The 23,568-nt window shown below is 33.3% G+C and carries 24 protein-coding genes; 20 read left to right on the forward strand and 4 right to left on the reverse strand.

Annotated features, from left to right (window positions below; genetic code table 11):
* Nucleotides 1-85: 85 nt before the first annotated feature.
* The 4 genes from BK821_RS07350 to ptsP all read left to right on the forward strand — a co-directional run bounded on the left by BK821_RS07350 (nucleotide 86) and on the right by ptsP (nucleotide 4,002).
* On the forward strand, nucleotides 86-1,255 hold the full coding sequence (locus tag BK821_RS07350; protein ID WP_046836092.1) for a class I SAM-dependent rRNA methyltransferase: 1,170 nt from the start codon (nucleotides 86-88) through the stop codon (nucleotides 1,253-1,255).
* 56 nt (nucleotides 1,256-1,311) lie between these two features.
* Nucleotides 1,312-1,854, forward strand: a complete 543-nt coding sequence (locus BK821_RS07355) for a hypothetical protein (protein WP_046836093.1) — start codon at nucleotides 1,312-1,314, stop codon at nucleotides 1,852-1,854.
* Between the two features lie 164 nt (nucleotides 1,855-2,018).
* Complete coding sequence (locus BK821_RS07360) at nucleotides 2,019-2,285, forward strand: phosphocarrier protein HPr (RefSeq protein WP_046836094.1); 267 nt, start codon at nucleotides 2,019-2,021, stop codon at nucleotides 2,283-2,285.
* Between the two features lies 1 nt (nucleotide 2,286).
* Nucleotides 2,287-4,002, forward strand: coding sequence for a phosphoenolpyruvate--protein phosphotransferase (ptsP, locus tag BK821_RS07365; protein ID WP_071331483.1), 1,716 nt, complete (start codon nucleotides 2,287-2,289; stop codon nucleotides 4,000-4,002).
* Between the two features lie 233 nt (nucleotides 4,003-4,235).
* Here ptsP and BK821_RS07370 read toward each other — a convergent pair whose 3' ends face one another.
* Complete coding sequence (locus BK821_RS07370; protein WP_046836096.1) at nucleotides 4,236-4,466, reverse strand: glutaredoxin family protein; 231 nt, start codon at nucleotides 4,464-4,466, stop codon at nucleotides 4,236-4,238.
* Between the two features lie 198 nt (nucleotides 4,467-4,664).
* Between BK821_RS07370 and BK821_RS07375 the strand changes: the two genes are divergently transcribed.
* From BK821_RS07375 to BK821_RS07385, 3 genes are all read left to right on the forward strand, one after another.
* Nucleotides 4,665-6,017: a cytochrome ubiquinol oxidase subunit I gene (locus BK821_RS07375; protein ID WP_046836386.1), complete on the forward strand. Its 1,353-nt coding sequence runs from the start codon at nucleotides 4,665-4,667 to the stop codon at nucleotides 6,015-6,017.
* On the forward strand, nucleotides 6,017-7,033 hold the full coding sequence (locus BK821_RS07380) for a cytochrome d ubiquinol oxidase subunit II (RefSeq protein ID WP_046836097.1): 1,017 nt from the start codon (nucleotides 6,017-6,019) through the stop codon (nucleotides 7,031-7,033). Before BK821_RS07375 ends, BK821_RS07380 begins: the two co-directional genes overlap by 1 nt.
* 97 nt (nucleotides 7,034-7,130) lie before the next feature.
* Nucleotides 7,131-7,790: a potassium channel family protein gene (locus BK821_RS07385; RefSeq protein WP_046836098.1), complete on the forward strand. Its 660-nt coding sequence runs from the start codon at nucleotides 7,131-7,133 to the stop codon at nucleotides 7,788-7,790.
* A 116-nt stretch (nucleotides 7,791-7,906) separates the two neighbouring features.
* On the opposite strand, the gene rnjA is transcribed toward BK821_RS07385, so the two are convergent.
* Together rnjA and BK821_RS07395 are read right to left on the reverse strand one after the other, a co-directional pair.
* Nucleotides 7,907-9,769, reverse strand: a complete 1,863-nt coding sequence (gene rnjA, locus BK821_RS07390) for a ribonuclease J1 (RefSeq protein WP_046836099.1) — start codon at nucleotides 9,767-9,769, stop codon at nucleotides 7,907-7,909.
* On the reverse strand, nucleotides 9,769-9,984 hold the full coding sequence (locus BK821_RS07395) for a DNA-dependent RNA polymerase subunit epsilon (protein WP_046836100.1): 216 nt from the start codon (nucleotides 9,982-9,984) through the stop codon (nucleotides 9,769-9,771). The genes rnjA and BK821_RS07395 overlap by 1 nt, the downstream gene beginning before the upstream one ends.
* A 502-nt stretch (nucleotides 9,985-10,486) precedes the next feature.
* Here BK821_RS07395 and BK821_RS07400 point away from each other — a divergent pair.
* Nucleotides 10,487-10,759, forward strand: coding sequence for a hypothetical protein (locus BK821_RS07400; protein WP_046836387.1), 273 nt, complete (start codon nucleotides 10,487-10,489; stop codon nucleotides 10,757-10,759).
* Between the two features lie 52 nt (nucleotides 10,760-10,811).
* Here the strand turns inward: BK821_RS07400 and def are convergent, their stop codons facing one another.
* Nucleotides 10,812-11,363, reverse strand: a complete 552-nt coding sequence (gene def / locus BK821_RS07405; protein WP_071331484.1) for a peptide deformylase — start codon at nucleotides 11,361-11,363, stop codon at nucleotides 10,812-10,814.
* Nucleotides 11,364-11,490: 127 nt separating this feature from the next.
* Here def and BK821_RS07410 point away from each other — a divergent pair, with 127 nt between their 5' ends.
* The 12 genes from BK821_RS07410 (at nucleotide 11,491) to auxB (ending at nucleotide 23,550) form a co-directional block, all read left to right on the forward strand.
* On the forward strand, nucleotides 11,491-12,117 hold the full coding sequence (locus BK821_RS07410; protein WP_046836102.1) for a YkyA family protein: 627 nt from the start codon (nucleotides 11,491-11,493) through the stop codon (nucleotides 12,115-12,117).
* 267 nt (nucleotides 12,118-12,384) lie between these two features.
* Nucleotides 12,385-13,497, forward strand: a complete 1,113-nt coding sequence (gene pdhA, locus BK821_RS07415) for a pyruvate dehydrogenase (acetyl-transferring) E1 component subunit alpha (protein ID WP_046836103.1) — start codon at nucleotides 12,385-12,387, stop codon at nucleotides 13,495-13,497.
* A gap of 3 nt (nucleotides 13,498-13,500) precedes the next feature.
* A complete protein-coding gene (locus BK821_RS07420; RefSeq protein ID WP_046836104.1) occupies nucleotides 13,501-14,478 on the forward strand; it encodes an alpha-ketoacid dehydrogenase subunit beta in 978 nt (325 codons plus the stop codon).
* Between the two features lie 144 nt (nucleotides 14,479-14,622).
* Complete coding sequence (locus tag BK821_RS07425) at nucleotides 14,623-15,918, forward strand: dihydrolipoamide acetyltransferase family protein (RefSeq protein ID WP_046836105.1); 1,296 nt, start codon at nucleotides 14,623-14,625, stop codon at nucleotides 15,916-15,918.
* A gap of 3 nt (nucleotides 15,919-15,921) precedes the next feature.
* Complete coding sequence (gene lpdA / locus BK821_RS07430; protein WP_063410194.1) at nucleotides 15,922-17,328, forward strand: dihydrolipoyl dehydrogenase; 1,407 nt, start codon at nucleotides 15,922-15,924, stop codon at nucleotides 17,326-17,328.
* Between the two features lie 146 nt (nucleotides 17,329-17,474).
* Nucleotides 17,475-17,747: a UPF0223 family protein gene (locus BK821_RS07435; protein WP_046836107.1), complete on the forward strand. Its 273-nt coding sequence runs from the start codon at nucleotides 17,475-17,477 to the stop codon at nucleotides 17,745-17,747.
* Between the two features lie 181 nt (nucleotides 17,748-17,928).
* On the forward strand, nucleotides 17,929-18,468 hold the full coding sequence (locus BK821_RS07440) for a helix-turn-helix domain-containing protein (RefSeq protein WP_046836108.1): 540 nt from the start codon (nucleotides 17,929-17,931) through the stop codon (nucleotides 18,466-18,468).
* 12 nt (nucleotides 18,469-18,480) lie between these two features.
* Entirely contained in the window at nucleotides 18,481-19,575 is a 1,095-nt protein-coding gene (locus tag BK821_RS07445; RefSeq protein WP_071331485.1) for an ABC transporter ATP-binding protein, read from the forward strand.
* On the forward strand, nucleotides 19,568-20,371 hold the full coding sequence (locus BK821_RS07450; RefSeq protein WP_046836110.1) for an ABC transporter permease: 804 nt from the start codon (nucleotides 19,568-19,570) through the stop codon (nucleotides 20,369-20,371). The genes BK821_RS07445 and BK821_RS07450 overlap by 8 nt, the downstream gene beginning before the upstream one ends.
* Before the next feature lie 5 nt (nucleotides 20,372-20,376).
* On the forward strand, nucleotides 20,377-21,189 hold the full coding sequence (locus tag BK821_RS07455) for an ABC transporter permease (protein ID WP_046836111.1): 813 nt from the start codon (nucleotides 20,377-20,379) through the stop codon (nucleotides 21,187-21,189).
* On the forward strand, nucleotides 21,186-22,259 hold the full coding sequence (locus BK821_RS07460; RefSeq protein WP_046836112.1) for an ABC transporter substrate-binding protein: 1,074 nt from the start codon (nucleotides 21,186-21,188) through the stop codon (nucleotides 22,257-22,259). The genes BK821_RS07455 and BK821_RS07460 overlap by 4 nt, the downstream gene beginning before the upstream one ends.
* A gap of 73 nt (nucleotides 22,260-22,332) precedes the next feature.
* A complete protein-coding gene (auxB, locus tag BK821_RS07465) occupies nucleotides 22,333-23,550 on the forward strand; it encodes a lipoteichoic acid stability factor AuxB (protein ID WP_046836113.1) in 1,218 nt (405 codons plus the stop codon).
* Nucleotides 23,551-23,568 lie beyond the last annotated feature (18 nt).

Here is a 23,568-nt window from a genome sequence, read left to right on the forward strand (position 1 = left end):
ATGGTGTTACAAAGCAGCTGAGATGATAAGATGAATAAGTGAAAAAATAAAAAATAATTAATAGAAGAAAGGCTGACATAATTTTATGAAAACTGCCACATTAAATAAAGGTAAAGAAACGAAGTATTTAAATCAATACCCTTTGATAGATGAAGAGGATATATATTCTCAAGATCATTTGAAAGAAGGGGACTTATTTAATCTCGTAAATGATCAAGGAAAATATATTGCATCTGCATATGTAGGGCGTCAGCACAAAGGCATCGGCTGGGTACTTAGTTATGATAAAGATGAAGTGATTAATACAACATTTTTTGAAAGATTGTTCGAAACAGCCAAAAGCGAACGTGAATACTTCTATCATGTAGACGGTACAAATGCATTTAGAGTTTTCAATGGAGAAGGAGACGGCGTCGGTGGTCTAACAATCGATAATTATGATGGCCATTATTTAATTCAATGGTATTCAAAAGGTATTCATAAGTTCCGTTATAATGTGTTATCTGCATTGAAATCTGTTTTTGGTTATACTTCAGTTTTTGAGAAAATGCGATTTAAAGATTCTGAAATTGAAGGTGGATTTGTAGATGGTGAGGCACCAGAGTTTCCAATTATTATCGAAGAAAACTTTACTTTCTATAATGTTCACTTAAATGATGGACCTATGACGGGAATCTTTTTAGATCAAAGAGAAGTAAGAAAAAAATTAAAAGATCAATATGCTCAAGATAAAAATTTATTGAATGTGTTTAGTTATACTGGTGCGTTCTCAGTTGTTGCAGCAGAAAATGCTAAAGTAACGACTAGTGTTGACTTAGCAAATCGTTCCCGTGCACTTACAGAAGAGAACTTTGGTGTTAATGCGATTGACCCTAAATCACAATATATATATGTTATGGATACATTTGATTTTTATGGTTATGCAAAACGTCATGATTTAGTCTATGACACAATTGTTATTGATCCCCCAAGTTTTGCAAGAAACAAGAAAAAAACGTTCTCAGTATTGAAAGACTATGACAAATTGATTAATGGTGCGCTTGATATACTTGCGCCACAAGGTACATTATTATTGTGTACAAATAATAGTACTTTTTCTTTAAAAGCATTTAAAAATGTAGTTAATGAAACTTTGACAGCTGAAGGTGTAGATTTTGAAATCGTAGATGTGATGGGACTTCCTAAAGATTTTAAAACACATGCACACTATAAACCATCTAAATATTTAAAAGCTATTTTTGTTAAAATACAATAAATTTGTTTAAAACGGGTATTATTTTAAAGTGGCTAATTTACTAAGGAGTGAATATAATGAGCTTTAAAAATAAAATCACAAACAATGTTACACAAAAATTAGGTAATAAAGTATTAGATATTGAAGATGTAAGAAATAAAAGCAATCTACCAACTACAAATATAGAAATTGAGGAACGTCGCGAACGTGCTCAGACTTTAGTGAAGAAAAAATCATTACTATCATCAGGAATAAGTGTTGTGCCTATTCCTGGTTTAGATTTTGGTGTAGATATAAAAATTATGAGAGACATCATTGAAGATGTGAATAAAATTTACGGTCTTGATCATAAACAGGTAAATTCTATGAAAGAAGACATGAGAGAGCGTATATTTGCGGCTGCAGCGATTCAAGGAAGTCAGTTTATTGGCAAAAAAGTTTCTAATGCAATCCTTAAAGTAGTTATTCGAGATGTAGCAAAACGTGTTGCAGCAAAACAAACCAAATGGTTTCCATTTGTAGGGCAAGCTATTTCTGCGTCTATCAGCTACTATTTCATGAAAAAAGTTGGAGACGAACATATCGAAAAGTGTGAAAAAGTTATTAAAGATTTAGTTTAAAAGTGCAGCGTTTTCATAAAATCTTCAATATTCACTGAATATTGTCATATCATGGGTGCAACGCATTGAATTTATATGTATAATTTGGTAATGTTATTATATAAAACTGTGTTAGGTTTTATAATAAACTAACAATTCTAACTATACGAAGGAGAAATCATATTATGGAACAAAAATCATATGTAATAATCGACGAAACAGGTATTCACGCTCGTCCAGCGACTATGCTTGTTCAAACTGCATCAAAATTTGATTCAGATATTCAATTAGAATATAACGGTAAAAAAGTTAACTTAAAATCAATCATGGGTGTTATGAGTTTAGGTGTAGGTAAAGATGCTGAAATCACTATCTATGCTGACGGTAGCGACGAAACTGAAGCAATTGAAGCAATTACTGACATCTTATCTAAAGAAGGCTTAACAAAGTAATATGTTTAATTATATAAATGGAATTGCTGCATCAGATGGTGTAGCAATTGCCAAAGCATATTTATTAGTTGAACCAGATCTTTCATATAATAGTGAAAAGATCTCAGATGTCGACGCTGAAATTAAAAAGTTTAGAAACGCTATCGAAACGTCTAAAGTTGAATTAACTAAAATCAGAAATAATGCTGAAGAAAATCTTGGCGCTGACAAAGCAGCCATTTTTGATGCGCATTTATTAGTATTAGATGATCCAGAATTAATTCAACCGATTGAAGATAAAATTACTAATGAACAAGTTAACGCACCGACTGCTCTATCTGATGTAACTGGACAATTCATTACAATATTTGAATCTATGGACAATGAATATATGAAAGAACGTGCTGCTGATATTCGTGATGTTTCAAAACGTGTATTGGCGCATATATTAGGCGTTGAATTACCAAATCCTAGTATGATTGATGAAAGCGTTGTCATCATTGGGAATGATTTAACACCTTCTGATACTGCACAACTAAATAAAGAATTTGTACAAGGGTTTGTGACTAACATCGGTGGTAGAACCTCTCACTCTGCTATAATGAGTAGATCATTAGAAATTGCAGCAGTGGTAGGTACAAAATCAATCACTCAAGAAGTTAAACAGGGAGACATGGTTATTGTCGATGGTTTAACTGGTGAAGTCATTATCGATCCTACAGAAGACGAAGTTATTGCATATCAAAATAAACGTGAGCGTTTCTTTGAAGATAAGCAAGAGCTTCAAAAATTACGCGATGAAGAAACAAAAACACTTGATGGGAAACATGCCGAGTTAGCTGCTAACATTGGTACACCGAATGATTTAAAAGGTGTCATTGAAAATGGTGCAGAGGGTATTGGTTTATACCGTACTGAATTTTTATACATGGGTAGAGATGAAATGCCATCAGAAGATGAGCAATTCGAAGCGTATAAAAAAGTGTTGGAAACAATGGAAGATAAGCGTGTAGTTGTGCGTACTTTAGATATTGGTGGCGACAAAGAGTTACCATATTTAAACTTACCTGAAGAAATGAATCCATTCTTAGGTTATCGTGCAATCCGTCTATGTTTAGATCAACCGGAAATTTTTAGACCACAATTACGTGCTTTATTGCGTGCTTCTGTATACGGTAAGTTAAATATCATGTTCCCAATGGTTGCAACAATTCAAGAGTTTAGAGATGCGAAAGCATTGCTACTTGAAGAAAAAGATAATTTAACGCAAGAAGGCGTGGAAGTATCTGATGATATTGAATTAGGAATAATGGTAGAAATACCATCAACAGCAGCTTTAGCAGATGTATTTGCTAAAGAAGTTGATTTCTTCAGTATCGGAACAAATGATTTAATACAATACACTATGGCGGCAGATCGTATGTCTGAACGCGTTTCATACTTGTATCAACCATATAATCCATCAATTTTACGTTTAGTAAAACAAGTGATCGAAGCGTCACATAACGAAGGAAAATGGACTGGTATGTGTGGTGAAATGGCTGGAGATGAAATTGCTATTCCATTATTACTTGGTTTAGGATTAGATGAATTCTCTATGAGTGCGACTTCAGTGCTTAAAGCACGTCGTCAAATTAAAGCATTAAGTCAAAATGAAATGGAAGAATTAGCACAAAGAGCAATAAATTGTGCAACTTCTGAAGAAGTTCAAGACTTAGTGAACCAATACGCTAAATAAATCATGAGTTAAGATATATGTAGTTAAACAAAAAGGCTGAGCATTCTATTATTTTAGAATGCTCAGCCTTTTGAATTTAAAAGATAAAGTAAAATTTGTATAATGCATATATTTTAAAAATGATTTTGACATTACTAAAATATATCCTTCATTTTGTCCCAAAGAAAATTGGGTATAGAGTAATGGAGCACATGTTATAATATTAAGAAATATGAAAATATAGCTGATGATTACTATTCGATATTTAACACACGATTTAATTTATCCATATCGATTTGGTACATGGGCTCGTCATTTAACAATATAAAAGGAGTGGCGAATGCATCGTGATCCATCATTTCATTTCTATATTGTGTGTTTGATATGTTTTTTTCACTGTATGTCACGCCTTTATCAGTTAAATAGCTTTTAATAAATGTACAAGGGGGACAATCATTTTGTGTATAAATAATCACTTCGTTCATGTCAGTTCATCCTTTCAATAGTGCGTTTATTTAAATATAAGAAACTTTTATCGAATTATCAAGGGTTGAATTTTATATGTGACTGGTCATTAATTTGTCACTTTATTATAGTTTTAATATATTTTAAAAACATATAAAGAGGTATATAATAAATGGAAGTTGTGATTTTTGTCACAAATAAATAAAAAAGGTGATAATATGGATTCAGTTGAATTAGCACGTTTTCTAACTGCGATGACGCTCGCAGTTCATATCATATTTGCAACCATTGGCGCAGGGATGCCATTGATGTTCGCAGTTGCAGAATTTTTAGGAATTAAAAATAATGATCTTAAATATATTACATTAGCTAAAAGATGGACTAAAGGATATACTATTACAGTGGCCGTAGGTGTAGTAACTGGTACGATTATAGGATTACAGTTATCACTATTATGGCCTACATTTATGCAAATGGGTGGTCATGTCATAGCATTACCACTATTTATGGAAACATTTGCTTTCTTCTTTGAAGCTATCTTTTTAAGCATTTATTTATATACTTGGGATAGATTTAAAGGAAAGTGGACGCATTTCTTAATTAGTATTCCTGTTATTTTGGGTGGTTCATTCTCGGCTTTCTTTATTACTTCAGTAAATTCATTTATGAATACACCAGCTGGATTCGAAATGAAAAATGGTAAAATGATTAATGTTGAACCATGGGCGGCAATGTTTAATGATTCTTTTTTAGTTAGATCATTTCATGTTGTAGCTACTGCACTTATGACTATGGCATTTATATTAGCTGCAATTGCAGCATTTAAATTATTAAAAAACAAATTTAAAAAAGATACTGAATATCATAAGAAAGCATTAAAATTAACTATGATTCTTGGTATTATATTTACACTAGGTTCTATGTTAGCGGGCGACATGTCAGCGAAGTTCTTACATCAAGAGCAGCCTGAGAAGCTTGCAGCATACGAATGGCATTTTGAAACCGGATCTAAAGCAGATTTAGTCTTATTTGGTTCACTAGATGAAGAAACTCAAGAAGTTAAAGGTGCTGTTAAAATACCTGGTGTATTGAGTTTCTTGGCTGACAACAATATTAATACCAGCGTTAAAGGGTTAAATGATTTTCCGAAAGAGTTAAGACCTCCGATGATTGTACATTATTATTTTGATCTTATGGTATTTATGGGTGTGTTCTGTTTAGTTGTTTCAGGTGCATTTGTCTTAACATTAACCTTTAAAAAACTACGCAAATTTACACACTCTAAGCCTTTATTATATGGTGTGTTATTAACTGGTCCTGCTGCAGTGCTTGCAATAGAATTTGGTTGGTTCTTAACTGAACAAGGTCGTCAACCATGGTTAGTTCGAGGTTATCTTAAAGTTGCTCAAGCTGCAACTCAAGCTGGCGGACTTACGTTAGTTACAATACTCTTTGCGATACTATATATTATATTAGTATATACAACTGCATATGTACTTATTCGTATGTTCAGAGACAAACCAGCGCATAAAGACGTAGAAAAATTAGCCCAAGAAAGAGGTGAGGCATAATGGTCTTCGCTTATATTGGAATTTCAGTACTTTGGATTTTCTTATTTTGTTATATTATCGTTGCCTCAATAGATTTTGGAGCTGGTTTTTTTACACTTCATGCAAAAATTACTAAACAAGATAAAAAAATTAATCACCTTGTCGCACGTTATCTCAATCCTGTTTGGGAAGTTACTAATGTATTTTTTGTATTCTTTTTCGTAGGAATGGTGGGTTTTTTCCCAGATACTGCAAAATACTTTGGTTCGGTACTCTTATTACCGGCTTCCATAGCAGTTATTTTAATTTCAATTAGAGGTAGTTTCTACGCTTTTGAAAATTATGGTCCGGATACGAAACTGCCATGGTTGGCGCTGTATGGTATTGCTGGTTTATTTATACCAGCTGCATTAGCGACAACATTGACGATTTCTGAAGGTGGCTACATTACTGGTTCAAGCAACAATTTAGATTTGGACTGGGTACAGCTTATTTTAAGTCCGTATTCTTGGGCAGTAGTATTTTTATCAGTTGTGTCAGTGCTTTATATTTCTTCAGGTTTCTTGACGTATTATGCGTCAAAAGCAAAAGACACGGAGGCATACAAGTTACTTAGATATTGGTTCTTGTTCTGGGGCCCTCCAATGATTGCTATCTCATTATTTGTTTTCTTATCATTAAGGCTACAAAATAGAGAGCATTTCACTAATGCAGTTACAAATTATTGGTGGATGTTCTTACTCAGCTTTATATGTTTTATAGGCGCAATGGTGTTGACTTTGATTAAAAAAGGACATGGTTTAGCATTTATTTTAGTTATCTTACAAATGGGCTTCGCCTTTTTCGGATATGGTGCGAGTAAGTTACCATATCTACTTTACCCATTTATTCGTATAGATGAAGGTGTGGTTAATAATAGTATGGCAATTGCTCTTATTACAGCATTTATTTTTGCTTTACTTTTATTGATACCATCGTTAATATTATTATTAAGATTATTTGTTTTCGATAAAAAATATGTTGAAGGAAAGAAATAAGATAATATTTTAAATTGAGGTGTGGGTGATTCACAGTAACGCGTTTGATGTTGCGAATTGAATCATCTTGCCTCTATTTTTAAATTGGAGGACGCATATGGATAAAGAGTATGTGGTAATCGGATTAGGCCGATTCGGTGGAAGTATTGTAAGAGAACTTAATGCATTGGATATGGATGTCATGGCGATTGACATGGATGAGGCACGTGTAAATGAATATAGTGATATCGCTACACATGCTGTAGTAGCTGACACGACAGATGAAGCTGTTATGAAAAGTTTGGGTATTAGAAACTTTGATCATGTCATTGTAGCTATCGGTGAAAATATACAATCTAGTACATTAACAACACTGATATTGAAAGAACTTGGCGTGAAAAAAGTTACAGCAAAAGCACAGAATGATTATCACGCAAAGATTTTGAATAAAATTGGTGCAGATACGGTCGTTCATCCAGAAAGAGACATGGGCAGACGCATTGCACATAATGTAGCGAGTGCAAGTGTATTAGACTATTTAGAACTTGCTGATGAACATTCAATTGTAGAAATAAAAGCTAGTGAAAAAATGGCGGGGCAAACTATTATACAATTAGATATCCGGGCACAATTTGGCATTAGTATTATTGCAATTAAAAGAGGAAGAGAAATTCTTGTCTCACCTGATCCGAATATGAGTATTGAAATAGGGGACATACTAATCATGATAGGTCATGATAATGATTTGAATCGCTTTGAGAAAAAAGTTGTAAGATAAATAAGTTATAAGGCAGGCGCATGATAGCGTCTGCCTTTTTAATGCATGATACAATAAAAAACACGTAATGCATTTAGTCTGTTAATAAGACTAAAGCATCACGCGCTTTAATTGACCTATGATTCAGATGATGTATGATTATTTGATTCATCTTTTTTAGGTTTTGGAGATTGATTTACTTTTTTGTTATTGTTCGTTTCTTTTTTAGCTTTATTTACTTGTGGTTTTGGTTGTGTTTTTGATTGAACTTTTTTAGGCTTATCATTTTTATGATTCACTTTGTTTGAAGATGACTGGTTCGTATCTTCGTTTACTTTCATAATAACGGGTAAAATCATTGGTTTACGAGCAGTTTTTTCAAATAAATAAGGCTGTAATGTTTCAATGATTGATGATTTAATTTGATGCCATTGGATATCTTTATTTTGATTTAATTTAGAAATCACATCTGTTTTGATTCTTCGTTGTGCATCGTAAATTAATTGACCAGATTCACGCATATATACAAAGCCACGTGATATGATGTCAGGCCCAGATAGTAAAGTGTTTGTCTTGAAATCAATACTGACTACTACAATGACAAGACCTTCTTCTGATAATAGCTTACGATCGCGTATAACGACATTACCGATATCTCCTATACCACTACCATCAACTAATACATTTCCGGACGGGATTCTACCGGCTTTTCTAGCAGAATCATGTGTTAATGCTAGTACATCGCCAATGTCGAAGATAAATACGTTATCAGGGTCAACGCCACATTCAATCCCAGATTGACCATGGGCTTTTAACATACGGTATTCACCATGTATAGGTAAGAAGTATTTCGGTCTGATAAGACGTAGCATCAATTGTTGATCACCTTGAGAGCCATGACCCGATGTATGGATGTTAGAAACTTTATTGTGAATGACTTCTGCGCCAGCACGATATAACGAATTAATAGTACGGTTAATACTTTTTGTATTACCTGGAATTGGTGAAGAACTGAATACAACAGTATCTTCAGGGATGATTTTGATTTGTTTGTGTGTACCATTAGCGATTCTTGATAATGCTGCCATTGGCTCACCTTGTGACCCTGTACAAAGAATTAATAGTTCATGCTTTGGAACAGTGTTAATCTTATTAGGTTCAACGAATGTTTCAGGTGGCGCTTTGATATAACCAAGCTCCATGCCAATTTTAATGTTATTTTCCATTGAACGGCCAAAAGTGACAATCTTACGATTATACTTAATTGCAGCTTCAACAGCTTGTTGAACACGGTAAATGTTGGAAGCAAAAGTAGCGAATATAATTCTTCCAGTACAATTACGGAAGATCTTTTCTACATTTTGACCTACTTCGCGTTCGCTTAATGTGAAGTCTGGAACTAGAGCATTTGTAGAATCAGAAAGTAAACAAAGCACGCCTTCTTCTCCTAATTTTGCCATTTTAGCTATGTTTGCAGGCTCACCAACTGGAGTGAAATCAAATTTGAAATCACCAGTATGCACAATATTACCTTCAGGCGTTTTGACAATCACACCATAAGCTTCTGGAATACTATGTGTTGTTAAGTAGAAACCAACTTCAAAATGTTTTGATTTAATAACGCTACTTTCGTCTATTTCTATAAGTTCTGCTGTTCTTAATAAATGATGTTCTTCTAGTTTATTTCTAATTAAACCTAAAGCTAATGGTCCACCATAGATAGGCACATTAATTTGTTTTAATAGGTAGGGCACACCACCTATATGGTCCTCATGTCCGTGAGTGATAAACAGACCAACGATTTTATCTTGGTTCTGCTCTAAATAAGTGAAATCAGGAATGACATAGTCGATTCCTAATAAGTTATCATCTGGGAATTTAATTCCTGCATCAATGATAACGATCTCATCTTGATACTCAACGGCATAAGTGTTTTTACCAATTTCACCTAAACCACCAAGCGCATAAACCGCAACTTCATTTTTATGAATTTGTTTCATTATTTAGCTTGCTCCACGTTAAAGTGATCTGATTGCTTTTCGTATTCTAAATGTGCGCCCTCTAATTTAGTGATAAACTCAATGTTGAAGTTACGTTCTTTTAAATATCTTCTAACTTGTTCTTCTGTTTCTCCTTCAACGTACATTGTTTGCGTATGTTCACGTACGATTACTTCTTCTTTAGTTTGTTGATAAAATACTTTAAATACTGCCATTTTATATATTTCCTCCTAAAATCATAATTGATTTTTAATATTTATGGTAAAACCCTGCAATTTAATTGACTGAGAACCATCATTAGAATTATCAAAATGTTATTATCATATTAAAATATGATTAACTCTGCAGTCTAATATAAATAGAACATACTAGCTTGTTGCAAGTATGTTTATAGGGTTATCTTCATTTCGTTCGATTAGAAAAATACAAATACTATGATTCATATGTTTTCAGTTATTTCTCATTTTACATGATGTAGTAGAATAAATAAAGCAGTTTTATCATGTTGACTCCTTTTGATATAGGTAAATAACATCATTGTAATTCTAAGTTATTAATTATTTTAAGATTTTAATTAAAATGATTTTCAGAAAATTTGTAATAAACTTATATTTAACTTGAGTAGGCTTTCGTTTTTATTTATGATGGTATTATGCGACATACTTATTTAATGAGGAAAGTAATAGGTGGAAATGAAGTAAGGTAAGGGTGAGAGATGTGGATCAAGTAAATAGAATAATTGAAGATGTAAAAAAAGAAAAAGCGCGTACAGATAAAATATTCCAAGATATTACATTTGAAATACGTGCGGAACAAGTCTTGATGTTTTTTAATTATAAAGAAATTGTTGATAACGTGAACGATAATCAATATTACGTGAAACATAACCATGATCCAGAATTTATTGATATACAAGCGTTAAATGCACTTAAAACTGAATTCAAAAAACTTGATATATCGTTTCATGAACGTAGAGATGATTTCATGTAAAAAAGCCGTTAGCTTTGAGTATTGACTCAACTTGCTAACGGCTTTTTAAAAGTTATGCTTCTACAGCATCCTCATGCGGTTTAAGTGGATTACTTTGATCAATGTAATCGTAAAACATAATTCCATTGATATGATCGATTTCATGTTGAAGAATGATTGCAGGATAACCTTTCAAACGTAATTTGACCTCATTACCATCAATATCTGTAGCTTTAACCGTAATCCTATTTTTGCGGTGTACAAGCCCTGGGATATTCTCATCAACACTTAGACAACCTTCACCAGTTGGTAAATATGCTTCTTGAATACTGTGGCTGACAATTTTAGGGTTTACAAGCATAAGATCATAGCTTCTACCTTCACCATCATCAGGTAAATAAACAGCAATCATTTTCTTTGAAATATTAATTTGTGGTGCGGCAAGACCTACACCTGAACGAAGCCCGTATTTTTGAGCAATTTCATCATCTTGACTATTAATTAAAAATTCACGCATAGCTAATAAAGTACTACGATCTTCTTTAGATAGTGGTAATTGTACATCTTTAGCTTTCTCACGCAATGTTGGGTGACCATCTCTAATAATATCTTTCATTGTTAACATTTGTTCATACACCTTCCTTAATATAAAATAATATACCAAACTTCAATGAATAAATGACAGTGATACATTTGATTTATTATAAAATATTATATAATATAACACACAAATAAAGGAGGATTTCTCAAAAATGAAATTAAAATACGGCATCAGTGCATTACTTGCTTCTACAGTGTTAGTTGCAGGGTGCACAACAGATAAAGGTGAAATAAAAGATTATAATGAAAAAGTGCAAAAAGCATCTGATAAAGAGAAACCTGTTTCCTCAGTAGGCAAAAAGCTGAATAGTTTAGAACAAGAAAAGCAAAAATTAGTGAAAAATGTAAATGGCCAAAATCAAGATAAAGTACAAGACGTCTCTAAAAAGCTTGTGAAAAACGCCGAACAACGAGAAAAAGAATTTAAAAAAGAAGAAGTTGCTTATAGTAAATCACAAAAAGAATTTGAAAAGGCTGAGAAGCATGTAGCCAACATTAGTAATAAACAGAAGAAAAAGGAAGTTCAACAATTGAACGATGCATTAAAAGAAAAATACAAGGCGCATGACGAATATGTCAAAGCCTACAAGCGTATAATGAATAAAGAGAAGGAAATGTTTAAATATACGTCAGGTAATCAAGGGAATCAAGAAGAGGTTGATAAAAAATCAGAAGCTGTAAATAAAGCAGTTAAAAAAATGAATAAAGTATTTAAAAAATACTCGAAATCTATGAACGATGTGAACAAAGAAAAACAAGATGTCGACAATCTAATGTAATAGGATAACCGCTGTTCATTTGAAATTCAATGTGTAAAGCTATATTATATAACATGATTACGCTTACATTTTAGGTTGAATTCCGAAAAAAAGCTCGGAATTTTGTAGTAGTACAGTGCGTCATACTACAGTAATACAGTTCTAAAACTGTACTTGTTTTGAGTGCTACAGAACTTTTTCAAATTATTTAACAGTGTAACAGTTTTGTGATACAATACTAGAGGATAAAATGTATTTCTATTATACGGGAAAGGTATGGTGAATTGAATGGCTCCGAAGTTAAAAGCCCAATTCGATGCAGAGAAAGTATTGAATGATACTCAATCTCAATTTGAAATGATTCAAATATTGGATGAAGATGGTAATGTTGTTAATAAAAAACTATTACCAGATTTGTCAGACGAGCAACTAGTTGAATTAATGGAGAGAATGGTATGGACACGTATTCTAGACCAACGTTCTATTTCATTAAATAGACAAGGTAGATTAGGTTTCTATGCACCTACAGCAGGACAAGAAGCTTCACAATTAGCTTCACAATACGCTTTAGAGAAAGAAGATTTTATATTACCAGGTTATCGTGATGTGCCACAATTAATTTGGCACGGTTTACCTTTAACTGAAGCTTTCCTATTCTCAAGAGGGCACTTTAAAGGGAATAGAATGCCTGAAGGCGTAAATGCACTTAGCCCACAAATCATTATTGGTGCACAGTATGTTCAAACTGCTGGTGTAGCATTAGGAATGAAAAAACGTGGCAAACAAGCTGTAGCAATTACTTACACTGGTGACGGTGGTTCTTCACAAGGTGACTTCTATGAAGGTATTAACTTTGCTTCTGCTTATAAAGCACCAGCAATCTTCGTTATTCAAAATAATAACTATGCAATTTCTACACCTCGTAGTAAGCAAACAGCGGCTACAACTTTAGCTCAAAAAGCTATTTCAGTTGGTATCCCAGGTTTACAAGTTGATGGTATGGATGCGTTAGCAGTATACCAAGCAACAAAAGAAGCACGTGACCGCGCTGTAAATGGTGAAGGTCCAACATTAATTGAAACAATCACATATCGTTATGGTCCACATACTATGGCTGGTGATGATCCAACGAAATACAGAACATCAGATGAAGATTCTGAATGGGAGAAAAAGGACCCATTAGTTCGTTATAGAAAATTCCTTGAGAATAAAGGTTTATGGACTGAAGACAAAGAAAATGAAGTCATTGAACGTGCTAAATCTGAAATCAAAACTGCCGTTAAAGAAGCAGATAATACTGAAAAACAATCAGTTACTGATTTAATGGAACTTATGTACGATGAAATGCCTCAACATTTAGCGGAGCAATATGAAATCTATAAAGAGAAGGAGTCGAAGTAACCAATGGCACAAATGACAATGGTTCAAGCAATTAACAACGCGTTGAAAACTGAATTACAAAACGATGAAAATGTTTTACTTTTCGGTGAAGACGTAGGTGTTAACGGCGGTGTATTCCGTGTAACTGAAGGGTTACAAAAAGAATTCGGTGAAGATCGTGTATTCGATACGCCATTAGCTGAATCTGGGATTGGTGGTTTAGCTTTAGGTTTAACTACTGAAGGATACCGTCCAGTTATGGAAATCCAATTCTTAGGATTTGTATTTGAAGTATTCGACTCTGTTGCAGGTCAAATTGCACGTACACGTTTCCGTTCTGGTAACTCAAAACAAGCACCAGTGACAATTCGCGCACCATTCGGTGGTGGTGTTCATACACCAGAATTACACGCTGATAACTTAGAAGGTATTTTAGCTCAATCACCTGGATTACATGTTGTAATTCCTTCTAATCCTTATGACGCAAAAGGCTTATTAATTTCATCAATCAGAAGTAATGACCCAGTCGTTTACTTAGAGCACATGAAATTGTATCGTTCTTTCCGTGATGAAGTACCAGAAGAAGAGTACACAATCGAAATCGGCAAAGCTAGCGTAAAACAAGAAGGTAATGATATAACACTTATTGCTTATGGCGCAATGGTTCAAGAATCATTAAAAGCTGCAGAAGAGTTAGAAAAAGAAGGTTATTCAGTAGAAGTTATTGACTTACGTACTGTACAACCAATCGATATCGAGACACTTGTGGCTTCAGTTGAAAAAACTGGCCGTGTAGTAGTTGTTCAAGAAGCGCAACGTCAAGCTGGCGTTGGTGCAACGGTTGCAGCTGAATTAGCTGAACGTTCAATCCTTTCATTAGAAGCACCAATCGCACGTGTTGCAGCAGCTGATACAATCTATCCGTTTACACAAGCTGAAAATGTTTGGTTACCAAACAAAAACGATATTATTGAAAAAGCGAAAGAAACATTAGAATTTTAATTATAGCCTTGATGAAGTAGGAAATACGAAACCTCGTTTGACCTACTTCATTCAAGTTTATATATAGTATGAGGGCATGACATATTCGTCCCATCCTCATTTTCTAATTTTTGACTTAATATGAATTTCTAGGAGGATAATAACGTGGCATTTGAATTTAAATTACCCGATATTGGTGAAGGTATCCACGAAGGTGAAATAGTAAAATGGTTTGTTAAAGCTGGAGATCAAATCGAAGAAGACGACGTCTTAGCAGAAGTGCAGAATGACAAATCAGTTGTAGAAATTCCATCTCCTGTTGCTGGTACTATTGAAGAAGTATTAGTAGATGAAGGTACTGTAGCAGTTGTTGGTGATACAATTATTAAAATTGATGCACCAGATGCAGAAGATATGCAATTTAAAGGTAGTGAAAGTGACGAATCAGCTAGCGAAGAAGCGCCAGCAGAAGAAAGCACTGAAGCAGCAACACCTGCACAATCATCAAACGAAGAAGTTGATGAAAGTAAACGTGTTAAAGCTATGCCATCTGTACGTAAATATGCTCGTGACAATGGCGTTAATATTAAAGCTGTTGTAGCTTCAGGTAAAAACGGACGTACAACAAAAGAAGATGTAGACGCTTACTTAAATGGCGGCGGACAAGCAGCTTCAGCTTCTAATGAAAGTACTTCTGAAGCAGTAAGTGAAGAAACTTCAAATACTACACAATCAGCACCAGTTTCAACTGAAGGTGAGTTCCCAGAAACAACAGAAAAAATACCTGCAATGCGTAAAGCAATTGCTAAAGCTATGGTTAACTCTAAGCAAACTGCACCTCACGTAACATTAATGGATGAAATTGATGTTCAAGAATTATGGGATCACCGTAAAAAATTCAAAGAAGTTGCAGCTGAGCAAGGTACTAAATTAACTTTCTTACCTTATGTAGTTAAAGCATTAGTTTCAGCATTGAAAAAATACCCAGCACTTAATACTTCATTCAATGAAGAAGCTGGCGAAATTGTTCATAAACATTACTGGAATATTGGTATCGCAGCTGATACTGATAGAGGACTATTAGTACCTGTAGTTAAACACGCGGATCGTAAATCTATCTTTAGTATTTCTGACGAAATTAATGAACTTGCTGTAAAAGCACGTGATGGTAAATTAGCTTCAGACGAAATGAAAGACGCTACATGTACAATTAGTAATATTGGTTCAGCTGGTGGACAATGGTTTACTCCAGTTATCAATCACCCAGAAGTTGCTATCTTAGGTATTGGCCGTATTGCACAAAAACCAATTGTAAAAGATGGAGAAATCGTAGCAGCTCCAGTATTATCATTGTCATTAAGTTTTGACCACAGACAAATTGATGGTGCTACTGGACAAAATGCTATGAACCATATCAAACGATTATTGAATAATCCAGAATTATTATTAATGGAGGGGTAAAACATGGTAGTTGGAGATTTCCCAATTGAAACAGACACTATTGTAATCGGAGCAGGACCAGGAGGCTATGTTGCAGCAATTCGTGCAGCACAGTTAGGTCAAAAAGTAACAATCGTTGAAAAAGGCGAATTAGGTGGCGTATGTTTAAACGTAGGCTGTATTCCTTCTAAAGCTTTATTACATGCTTCACATCGTTTTAATGAAACTAAAAACTCAGAAAACCTAGGTGTTATTGCTGAAAGTGTTTCACTTAAATTTGATAAAGTTCAAGAATTCAAACAATCAGTTGTTAGTAAATTAACTGGTGGAGTTGAAGGACTATTAAAAGGTAATAAAGTTGAAATCGTTAAAGGCGAAGCTTACTTTGTTGATAACAATAGCTTACGTGTTATGGATGAGAAAAGTGCTCAAACATATAACTTCAAAAATGCTATTATTGCGACTGGTTCAAGACCAATCGAAATCCCTAACTTCAAGTTTGGTAGCCGTGTAATTGATTCTACAGGCGCTTTAAACTTACAAGAAGTTCCTGGCAAATTAGTAGTTGTTGGTGGCGGATATATCGGTTCTGAACTTGGAACTGCTTTCGCTAACTTTGGTTCTGAAGTTACTATTTTAGAAGGCGCTAAAGATATTTTAGGCGGTTTCGAAAAACAAATGACACAACCTGTTAAAAAAGGTATGAAAGAAAAAGGCGTTGAAATTGTTACTGAAGCAATGGCAAAATCTGCTGAAGAAACAGAAAATGGCGTTAAAGTAACTTATGAAGTAAAAGGTGAAGAGCAAACAATCGATGCTGATTACGTATTAGTTACTGTAGGTCGTCGTCCAAACACTGATGAATTAGGCTTAGAAGAATTAGGTCTTAAATTCGCAGATCGTGGATTGTTAGAAGTAGACAAACAAAGCCGTACTTCTGCTGAAAATATCTTTGCAATTGGCGATATTGTTCCAGGTTTACCACTTGCGCACAAAGCAAGCTATGAAGCTAAAGTTGCTGCTGAAGTAATTGCTGGTGAAGCATCAGAAGTTGATTACATCGGTATGCCAGCTGTATGTTTCACTGAACCAGAACTTGCACAAGTTGGTTACACTGAAGAGCAAGCTAAAGAAGAAGGATTAGCAGTTACTGCTTCTAAATTCCCTTATGCAGCTAACGGTCGTGCATTATCATTAGATGATACTAATGGTTTTGTTAAATTGTTAACACTTAAAGAAGATAATACATTAGTAGGAGCACAAGTAGTTGGTGCTGGTGCTTCTGATATTATTTCTGAATTAGGTTTAGCTATTGAAGCTGGTATGAATGCTGAAGATTTAGCATTAACTATCCACGCACACCCAACTTTAGGTGAAATGTCTATGGAAGCAGCTGAAAAAGCATTAGGATTACCAATCCACACAATGTAAGTATATTGTTCTAATACACGTACAACACATAAGAAATAGCCACTAGTTTTTATACTGGTGGCTATTTTTTTAAATAATAGAGTAGCCATATTTGCGTTAGCTATTGTAAATTATGATTTAATTATGAAAAGGTGGCATGTTTGTTTATGGAATATCAATATCCTATTGATTTAGATTGGTCAAATGATGAAATGATGCAAGTTGTATCTTTTTTCAATGCAATAGAATCATTTTATGAGTCTAAAGTTGAAGGGGAAGTATTATTGGAACGTTATAAACAATTCAAAGCGATTGTTCCCAGTAAAGCAGAGGAAAAACAAATCTTTAAAGAATTTGAAAATAGCAGTGGTTATAATAGTTACAAGGCAGTACAAGCAGTAAAAGGCGCAGCAGATCAAAAATATTTTAGTTCAAATTAAAAATAACTATTGTCATATAAGCTATATTTTGATATTTTTATTAAGCATTAAACAAAATGTTTGATAAAAGTAAACTAAATATAGCTTTTTTATTTTGAGCTTAAAATAAAGATTTGTAACTAATTAAAAATAAACTTTGCTATGACCAAACGTTATGGAGTAAAGAGATATAGGTGACGAAATGGATATAGGTAAAAAAATTAAAAATTTAAGACGGATTAAAAACTTAACTCAAGAAGAACTTGCTGAACGTACAGATTTATCCAAAGGCTATATATCACAAATAGAAAGTACACATGCATCTCCGAGTATGGAGACTTTTTTAAATATACTAGAAGTTTTAGGAACGCATCCAAGTGATTTTTTTAAAGCACAAATAGATGAAAAGGTATTATATAAGAAAGTATCGCAAATTACTTACGATGAATACGACAAAGGTTATATATTGAAATGGCCAGTGACACAATCAAATGAATTAGAGATGGAGCCACTTTTATTAACGTTAAAAGCCAATGCGTCTTATAAAGATTTTAAACCTTCAGAATCTGATACGTTTATTTACTGTTTAGAAGGCAATGTGTGTTTGATGTTAGGTGATAAGACTTATCGTGCAGAGACAGGTGATGCATTATATTTTAAAGCAAATCAAATACATAGATTATATAACCCGACTCAAGATGAAGCTAGAGTCATGATAGTTGCAACTGCATCATATTTATAGGAGGACAAATAAATGGAGCCAATCTTATCATTCAAGTCAGTGAGTAAAAGTTATGATGATTTACAAATCTTGAACAAGATAGACATTGATATTGAATCAGGACATTTTTATACTTTGCTTGGGCCATCTGGCTGTGGCAAAACAACTATATTAAAGCTCATTGCAGGATTTGAACAAATAGATAATGGTGACATTATTTATCAAAATAAATCTATAAAGCATACGCCTGCAAACAAACGAAAAGTTAATACAGTATTCCAAGATTATGCGCTATTTCCACACCTTAACGTATATGACAATATCGCATTTGGATTAAAATTAAAGAAAATGAGTAAAGTCGAAATTAAACAGAAAGTTCAAGAAGCATTAAAACTTGTGAAATTAAATGGTTATGAGTATAGAACGGTGGAAGAAATGAGTGGCGGTCAAAAACAACGTGTAGCGATTGCACGTGCTATTGTCAATGAACCAGAAATTCTATTACTAGATGAATCACTATCTGCACTGGATTTGAAACTACGAACAGAAATGCAGTATGAACTTAGAGATATTCAATCAAGGTTAGGCATTACGTTCATCTTTGTTACACATGATCAAGAAGAAGCCTTAGCGCTAAGTGATTATATTTTTGTAATGAAAGATGGCAAGATTCAACAATTTGGTTCACCTACAGATATCTATGACGAACCTGTGAATAGATTTGTTGCTGACTTTATTGGTGAATCTAATATCGTAGAAGGAGAAATGGTAAATGATTATTTAGTGAATATCTACGGTCAAGATTTTGTATGTGTAGATATGGGGATCCCAGAAAACCAACATGTCGAAGTTGTAATCAGACCAGAAGATATTACATTAACCGATGCGCAAGAAGGCTTATTTGAAGTGACTGTAGATGCGATGCTGTTTCGAGGCGTACATTATGAAATCAATTGTATAGACAGAAAAGGATATGAGTGGATGATACACTCAACTAAAAAAGCCGAAGTAGGTAGTAAAGTTAGTTTATATTTTGAACCAGAAGCGATTCATATTATGGTGCCTGGAGAAACAGAAAAAGAATTTGATAAGCGCATTGAAAGTTATGAGGACATAGATCATGCGTAAAATTAATAATTTTTTATTCATTCCTTATTTGTTATGGATGATTTTATTTATCATTATACCAGTGATTCTACTCATTTATTTTTCAATGTTTGATTTGCATGGGCATTTAAGTCTTGAAAACTATAAGAAAATTGTTTCATTTAAGTATTTCCAAATGTTTTGGGACTCTATTATGTTTGCTACAGCAATAACATTCATTACATTATTAATAAGTTATCCTGCTGCTTATTTCATTAAATCATCTAAGTATCAAAACTTATGGTTACTTATCTTAATAATTCCTACGTGGATTAATTTACTGCTCAAGACCTATGCATTTATAGGTTTGTTAAGTCATGATGGTATTATTAATCAAATCTTGAGCATGCTTCATTTGCCTAAAACAGATTTATTATTTACTGCGCCAGCATTTTTATTAGTTGCTAGCTATATTTATATACCATTTATGATTTTACCAATTTTCAATAGTATGAAAGATATTCCTAATAATATAATACAAGCATCGAGTGATTTAGGGGCGAATTCATTTACAACTTTTAGAAAAGTGATATTACCACTTACTAAGCAAGGTGTGTTAACAGGTATACAAGTTACATTTATTCCTGCTTTGTCACTCTTTATGATTACCAGATTGATTGCTGGTAATAAAGTGATTAATATAGGAACAGCTATCGAAGAGCAATTTCTAGTTATTCAAAATTATGGTATGGGTTCGACGATTGCATTATGTTTAATCGTCTTTATGGCACTTGTCTTAATCATTACTAATACTAAATCTTCGAATGGAAAAGGGTGAATCTAATGAAATGGTATGGCAAGTTATATATCTTCAGCTTAACTGCAATATTGTATATTCCAATATTATTTTTAATGGTATATTCATTTAATTCTGCTGGTAATATGATTCATTTTGAGGGATTTACTTTAGAACATTACCAATCGTTATTTAGTAATGATCGTTTGATGGCTGTTATTTTTAATACGATTGCAGTAGCTTTGTTAGCTGCAGCGTTTGCTACAGTCATCGGAACAATGGGAGCCATAGGTTTATATCATTTAAAAGATAAAAAATTAAAAGTTTCGCTTTTAACATTAAATAATGTTTTGATGGTATCCTCAGATGTTGTGATTGGTGCTTCATTTTTAATTATGTTTACAGCAATAGGACATTTTACTGGGTTAGGCCTTGGGTTTATGACAGTACTCATTTCCCACATCGCTTTTTGTATTCCTATTGTAGTCATTATTGTATTGCCCAAACTGTATGAAATGAATGGGAATACGCTAGATGCAGCACGTGATTTAGGAGCTACAGAGATGCAATTATTGAATAAAGTCATGTTACCACAATTAATGCCCGCAATTTTAGGTGGCTTTTTTATGGCATTAACTTATTCTCTAGATGATTTTACTGTTAGTTTCTTTGTTACTGGAAACGGCTTTAGTGTATTGTCTGTTGAAGTATACGCTATGGCCAGAAAAGGAATTAGTATGGAAATTAACGCTATATCAACAATATTATTCGTAGTCATTATGATGGGAGTATTAGGTTATTATGTAATACAAAGTACAATGAAGCATAAACGACTCCTGAAGCGAGGTATACAACGATGAAGCGCTTTTTACAATTAATTATAGTTTCAATTGCTGTAGGAATGATATGTTTATTTATAAGCCAAAAATTCACTGCGAAAAATCACTCTTCAAGCGGGGAAAAAATTTATGTATATAACTGGGGAGAATATATAGACCCTGAGTTAATTAAACAATTCCAAAAAGAAACTGGTATAGAAGTTGTTTATGAAACATTTGATTCTAACGAAGCAATGGAAGCCAAAATCCGTAATGGTGGTACGCATTACGATGTAGCTTTTCCAAGTGAATATACAGTAGAAAAAATGAAACGTGAAAAGTTATTATTACCTATTAATCATGAAAAAATACCTAATATGAAAAATCTAGATTCTGATTATATGAATATGCCATTTGATAAAGGAAATCGATATTCAGTGCCTTATTTTTTTGGTACTGTAGGAATTGTATATAATAAAAATATATATCCAAACGATAATTTTAATTCATGGCAAAGCCTTTACAATAAAAAATATAATGATGATGTCTTATTAGTAGATGGTGCTAGAGAAATAATAGGATTATCACTTAACAAATTAGGTTATAGTTTAAATGATACCCATAGACAACATTTAGAAAAAGCAGAGAAAAATTTAACACGCTTAAGCCCAAATGTTAAAGGTGTAGTAGGTGATGAAATTACAATGATGTTAGAGCAACATGAAGCAAACATCGCAGTTGTTTGGAGTGGCGTAGCAGCACCTATTGTTCAAGCGAGTGATGAATTTGATTATGTAGTTCCTAAAGAAGGTTCTAACCTATGGTTTGATAACATGGTTATACCAAAAACAGCACAAAACAAAGAAGGTGCATATAAATTTATGAATTTTCTATTAGATGCAAAAATTAATAAGCAAAATACAGAGTGGGTAGGCTATGCAACACCTAATAAAGTCGCAAGAGCAAAATTGCCGGCCAATGTTAAAAATGATGATCGCTTCTATCCGTCTCAAGAAACGCAATCTAAATTAGAAGTTTATAAAGACTTAGGTAAAGAAACATTAAGCGAATATAACGAAAGATTTTTAAATTTTAAAATGTCATTAAAATAAATCGTAGTTAGTAGTTATTTTACTGTTAATTCGATATAATAGTTTGACAAGCAATATAAGGAGTTGTAAATACATGTCAGGAGAGCAATATACTCAAGTTAGGCGTCCAGTGAGTCGACTAGCAGAAAAAGTATTAGGTTGGTTGAGTTGGATATTCTTACTCTTACTTACCATTATTACGATGTTTATTGCACTAGTATCTTTTAGTAGTGACACATCAATACAAAATTTAGAAACTTCATTGAACGGAAATGATTTTGTCCAACAACTTTTAGCTAATAATAGTCTAAATACAACCCAGTTTGTAATATGGTTACAAAATGGTGTGTGGGCAGTTATAGTATATTTTATCATTTGTCTATTAATTTCATTTTTAGCATTAATTTCAATGAATATAAGAGTTTTATCTGGATTCTTATTCTTAGTAGCTACTTTAGTTACTTTGCCGTTAGTGTTACTATTTGTAACATTGATTATCCCTATTCTATTTTTAATTATTGCAATCATGATGTTTGCGCGTAAAGAAAAAGTAGAAACCGTACCTGCGTATTATGCAGAAGGAAATCAAGGACATTACACAGATTATGAGCAACATCAAGAATTTACAAAACCTCAAGGTGTTGTGGAGCCTCAAAATGATGACAGACAACAAACTTCTGACGTAGAACAACAAACAAACAAAGATAATCAACTCAGAAGAGGTGGTTATAGTTCTGAAATTGCCGAAAAAGTAAATACAGAAAAAGATGCATCGGATGAAGAACCGAAAATACTTTCAAGACAGGCTAAATACAACTATAAAAATAAAAAGCACCATGAAAACCAAGATGGACAGCAAAGTTCTGATGATGAATTTGGTCAAGTAAGTAGTATTTATGATGAAAAGGGTAAACCTGTTGAAGATGAAATGCAGCATCAACAAAATGATGCAATGAATGAACAAGCAGAACGTGAAAGAGCAGAAACGGAAAGATATAACCAACAACTTGCAGAAGAAGAGGCGCAACGTAAACAAGCAGAATATGAAGAACAACAACGTCTTAAACAAGAAAAGGCAGAAGAAGCTGCAAGATTAAAACAAGAGAAAGCTGAAGAAAAAGCACGTATTAAGCAAGAGAAAAAAGAACGCAGACAACGTGAGAAAGAAAAGCGCAAGCAACGACCTAGTGCTGTAAATCAACGTAGAATGAATTTTGAAGAACGTAAAAAAGTAACATCACATGATGCAGAAGATCAAGAAACTAATGAAGCATCTTCGACATCAGAAGATCAAACAAAAGATAAATCTTAAATAAAAATGCCGATGATA

The organism is Staphylococcus sp. LCT-H4, from assembly GCF_001866145.1.
GTDB lineage: Bacteria > Bacillota > Bacilli > Staphylococcales > Staphylococcaceae > Staphylococcus > Staphylococcus succinus.

What these genes read in the sequence shown, in the direction of transcription:
- BK821_RS07350 (WP_046836092.1), top strand. Translation starts at nt 86, where the DNA reads ATGAAAACTGCCACATTAAATAAAGGTAAAGAAACGAAGTATTTAAAT.
- BK821_RS07355 (WP_046836093.1), top strand. Translation starts at nt 1,312, where the DNA reads ATGAGCTTTAAAAATAAAATCACAAACAATGTTACACAAAAATTAGGT.
- BK821_RS07360 (WP_046836094.1), top strand. Translation starts at nt 2,019, where the DNA reads ATGGAACAAAAATCATATGTAATAATCGACGAAACAGGTATTCACGCT.
- ptsP (WP_071331483.1), top strand. Translation starts at nt 2,287, where the DNA reads ATGTTTAATTATATAAATGGAATTGCTGCATCAGATGGTGTAGCAATT.
- BK821_RS07370 (WP_046836096.1), bottom strand. Translation starts at nt 4,466, where the DNA reads ATGAACGAAGTGATTATTTATACACAAAATGATTGTCCCCCTTGTACA.
- BK821_RS07375 (WP_046836386.1), top strand. Translation starts at nt 4,665, where the DNA reads ATGGATTCAGTTGAATTAGCACGTTTTCTAACTGCGATGACGCTCGCA.
- BK821_RS07380 (WP_046836097.1), top strand. Translation starts at nt 6,017, where the DNA reads ATGGTCTTCGCTTATATTGGAATTTCAGTACTTTGGATTTTCTTATTT.
- BK821_RS07385 (WP_046836098.1), top strand. Translation starts at nt 7,131, where the DNA reads ATGGATAAAGAGTATGTGGTAATCGGATTAGGCCGATTCGGTGGAAGT.
- rnjA (WP_046836099.1), bottom strand. Translation starts at nt 9,769, where the DNA reads ATGAAACAAATTCATAAAAATGAAGTTGCGGTTTATGCGCTTGGTGGT.
- BK821_RS07395 (WP_046836100.1), bottom strand. Translation starts at nt 9,984, where the DNA reads ATGGCAGTATTTAAAGTATTTTATCAACAAACTAAAGAAGAAGTAATC.
- def (WP_071331484.1), bottom strand. Translation starts at nt 11,363, where the DNA reads ATGTTAACAATGAAAGATATTATTAGAGATGGTCACCCAACATTGCGT.
- BK821_RS07410 (WP_046836102.1), top strand. Translation starts at nt 11,491, where the DNA reads ATGAAATTAAAATACGGCATCAGTGCATTACTTGCTTCTACAGTGTTA.
- pdhA (WP_046836103.1), top strand. Translation starts at nt 12,385, where the DNA reads ATGGCTCCGAAGTTAAAAGCCCAATTCGATGCAGAGAAAGTATTGAAT.
- BK821_RS07420 (WP_046836104.1), top strand. Translation starts at nt 13,501, where the DNA reads ATGGCACAAATGACAATGGTTCAAGCAATTAACAACGCGTTGAAAACT.
- lpdA (WP_063410194.1), top strand. Translation starts at nt 15,922, where the DNA reads ATGGTAGTTGGAGATTTCCCAATTGAAACAGACACTATTGTAATCGGA.
- BK821_RS07435 (WP_046836107.1), top strand. Translation starts at nt 17,475, where the DNA reads ATGGAATATCAATATCCTATTGATTTAGATTGGTCAAATGATGAAATG.
- BK821_RS07440 (WP_046836108.1), top strand. Translation starts at nt 17,929, where the DNA reads ATGGATATAGGTAAAAAAATTAAAAATTTAAGACGGATTAAAAACTTA.
- BK821_RS07445 (WP_071331485.1), top strand. Translation starts at nt 18,481, where the DNA reads ATGGAGCCAATCTTATCATTCAAGTCAGTGAGTAAAAGTTATGATGAT.
- BK821_RS07450 (WP_046836110.1), top strand. Translation starts at nt 19,568, where the DNA reads ATGCGTAAAATTAATAATTTTTTATTCATTCCTTATTTGTTATGGATG.
- BK821_RS07455 (WP_046836111.1), top strand. Translation starts at nt 20,377, where the DNA reads ATGAAATGGTATGGCAAGTTATATATCTTCAGCTTAACTGCAATATTG.
- BK821_RS07460 (WP_046836112.1), top strand. Translation starts at nt 21,186, where the DNA reads ATGAAGCGCTTTTTACAATTAATTATAGTTTCAATTGCTGTAGGAATG.
- auxB (WP_046836113.1), top strand. Translation starts at nt 22,333, where the DNA reads ATGTCAGGAGAGCAATATACTCAAGTTAGGCGTCCAGTGAGTCGACTA.